The sequence below is a fragment of the Actinoplanes sp. NPDC049316 genome, assembly GCF_040677315.1.
Taxonomy (GTDB): Bacteria; Actinomycetota; Actinomycetes; order Mycobacteriales; family Micromonosporaceae; genus Actinoplanes.
The window spans coordinates 1-2,901 of sequence record NZ_JBFAQM010000062.1; the positions used below are offsets into that span (position 1 = coordinate 1).

A 2,901-nucleotide genomic window follows, 5' to 3' on the forward strand; every position below is an offset into this window, starting at 1 on the left:
AATCCGCCCACCACGGGCCGCGCCTGGAAGCCCTGCTGCCGGTTCGAGACCACGTCGTACCAGTCGGTGATCGGCACCCGCTGCCCGGTCGTGTGTGCGGCGACGGCCGGCCGGTTGCTGTCCCCGGGGCTCCGCGCCGCCTTGCCGACGAACGCGGGCCCGATCCCGGGATGCCGACGCGGGACGGGGACAGCAGGCCGGTGGGCGTCGTCCTCACCACCGACGCCACCGGTGGTTCACGGGGCGCCCGGCCGCCGCCGCGCGTGGGGCGGGCGGCGACGGCCGGGTTTCCGGCCGCTCGCTCGCGCCACGGCGACGAGCGGCTATGCCGTCCGGGTGGGTGCGACCACCGGGAACCCACCCGGACGGGCCGGTCGCCCGCGCGCGACCCCGGCGCGGGGTTCCGGCTCCCAGCCCTCGAGCCGCATCCCCGCCGGGCCGTACGGCGGCTGCCGCGGAGGTCGGCGCGCGCCGGATCGGCCGGGCGTGAGCGGGAAGGGCGAGGGCTGGCTCGGCGCCGCCGCTCCGTGCATCCACGGGGAGAGTGAGTCACGGAGCGGCGGCGGTCAGGCCGCGACCGGCTGGCGGCGCGGGGCGCGGGCGCGTACCCGCCGCGGCGACGGTGCGTCCGCCGCGGCCGGCCCGGTGTCCGTGACCGGCTCCGCGCCGGCCGGTTCGAGAGCGATGGACAGCTGCGCCTGCTCGACGACGGGTGCGGAAGCGGGATCGGAGGTGGCGGCGGCGGTGGGAACCGGGGAGGTGGCGGAGCCCGGAGCCTCGGACGGCAGCGTGATGCCCGTGTCGAACGGCTCGAAGCCGCCGCCGCGCAGCGCCGCCACCGGGTCGAAGCCCTCCGGCGAGCGGGCCGGGACGTCCTCGAAGGTCGGTTCGTCGCCGTCGGGCAGACCGTCGCCGTACACCGCGGGGGCCTCGCTGTCGGGGATCGGCGCGGCCAGCTCACCGCGGATCTTGTCCTCGGACTCAGGGTTCTCGACCACGGTCGTCGCGGCGGCCTTGGTGCGGAAGAACTTCGCCCGGCCGCGGGACAGGTCGTGACCGACGGAGACGGCCTCCATCTCGTACGTCGTGCGCAGGTTGCCCTCGTTGTCGGTCCAGTCGCGGGTGTAGAGGCGTCCCGTCACGATCACCGGGTCGCCGACGGTCACCGAGGAGGCCACACCCTCGGCGAGCCGGCGCCAGCAGTTGACGCGTACGCGAAGGTGGTTGCCGTCCACCCACCGGCCGGTCTCCCGGTCCATCCGGCGTGCCGTCGACGCGACCCGGAAGTTGGCCACGAGCGTGTTGGAGCTCGCCGTGCGGCGCCACTCCGGGGCGGTCAGCACGTTGCCGATCACGACAATGTTGGTGTCGAACATCGCTTCTCCTCAATCGGTCGAAGTTCGTGGGGAGCAGCGTGCCGCGGATGGCGGGCGGGGCGCCCGAGAAGATGCGCCGGCCTGTGGACAGGGCCACGCTGTGGAAAAGTCGGCATGATCGTCAGAACCTGGTATGGCGCAGGTTGCCCTACGCGTGGGTAACCTTGCGACGTGGAGATCGACGTCCTGGGACCGCCGTACGAGCGACACACCATCGACCTCGGCACCGACGACGAGGGCGCGGTCATCGCGACCCTGGTCCGCCGCCGCGCCGACACCCCGTCCCGGCGCGCGGTGCTGTATGTGCACGGCTTCGTCGACTATTTCTTCCAGACCCACCTGGCGGACTTCTTCGTCGAGCGCGGCTGGGACTTCTACGCGCTCGACCTGCGCAAGTACGGCCGCAGCCTGCTCCCCCACCAGACCCCGAACTTCGCGCGCAGCCTCACGGAATACTTCCCGGAGCTCGACGAGGCGGCCCGCATCATCCGCGTGGAGGACGGCCACGACCAGATGCTCGTCGCCGGCCACTCCACCGGCGGCCTCATCACGTCCCTGTGGTCACACGCGCGCCGGGACCGAGGCATCGTCGACGGCCTCTTCCTCAACAGCCCGTTCTTCGATTTCAACGTGCCGTGGGTCCTGCGCCGTCCGCTGATGAGCGTCGTCGGGCGCACGAGCGGCCGCAACCCCTACCGAGTCCTGCCCATGAGCACACTCGGCCTGTACGGGCAGAGCCTGCACTCCGAGCACCGCGGCGAATGGTCGTACGAGCTCAAGTGGAAACCGGTCCTCGGCTTCCCCGTCCGTACGGGCTGGCTCGAAGCGATCCGCCGCGGCCAGGCCCGGCTGCGCGCGGGACTGGCGATCGACGCCCCGGTCCTCGTCGCGTGCTCCACGCGTACATTCCGGGGTAGAGGCTGGAGCGAGGACGCGAGGGTGACCGACACGGTTCTCGATGTGGAACACATCGTGCGCTGGGCGCCGCGCCTGGGCCCGCGCGTGACGATCGCCCGCTTCGACGGCGGCATGCACGACCTCACGCTGTCCGGCCGCGAGGTACGCGACGAGGTGTTCCGCGAACTGGGCCGCTGGGTCGACGCGTTCGTCCCGCCGAAGGGCACACCGGAGGAGGCCATCCCGCCGGCCCCGGAGGACACCCCGGAAGGCATCGCGGCCGTGGAGGCCGAGGTCGCCGCTTCCATGGGTACGGGCGACAGCGCAGCCGGCGACACGACAGCGGCCGCCGGCGAGAAGGCACCGGCATCGCCCGAGGACAAAGCGGACACCACGACGGCCTGACATCCGGCTCGCCACGAAGCCGACGGGACTCTAGGATGTGCTGGCTGGCCAGGCGCTCGTAGCTCAGCGGATAGAGCAACGGACTTCTAATCCGTCGGTCGCAGGTTCGAATCCTGCCGGGCGCGCTTTGTGATGTCTCAGGACATCGGAATAGCCCGAGCCTACGTTTTGTAGGTTCGGGTTTTTTGCTTGGTGGGTGCTGGTCCGGGTGGGCGGCCGGTGG

General features: G+C 72.0%; 3 protein-coding genes and 1 tRNA gene. 2 read left to right on the top strand and 2 right to left on the bottom strand.

The genetic code is table 11. The features are described from left to right. Together AB0K03_RS41030 and ssb are read right to left on the bottom strand one after the other, a co-directional pair. Positions 1-164: glutaminase domain-containing protein (locus AB0K03_RS41030; protein WP_364697580.1), on the bottom strand; the 164-nt coding region annotated here is incomplete at its 3' end. Positions 165-566: 402 nt separating this feature from the next. Then, the gene (gene ssb, locus AB0K03_RS41035) at positions 567-1,376 is read right to left on the bottom strand and encodes a single-stranded DNA-binding protein (RefSeq protein ID WP_364697574.1); all 810 of its coding nucleotides are present in this window, start codon (positions 1,374-1,376) and stop codon (positions 567-569) included. Positions 1,377-1,547: 171 nt separating this feature from the next. Here ssb and AB0K03_RS41040 point away from each other — a divergent pair, with 171 nt between their 5' ends. Both AB0K03_RS41040 and AB0K03_RS41045 read left to right on the top strand, forming a co-directional pair. After that, positions 1,548-2,678, top strand: coding sequence for an alpha/beta hydrolase (locus AB0K03_RS41040; protein ID WP_364697577.1), 1,131 nt, complete (start codon positions 1,548-1,550; stop codon positions 2,676-2,678). Positions 2,679-2,730: 52 nt separating this feature from the next. Continuing rightward, a tRNA-Arg gene (locus tag AB0K03_RS41045) sits at positions 2,731-2,803 on the top strand. The last annotated feature ends 98 nt before the right edge of the window (positions 2,804-2,901 follow it).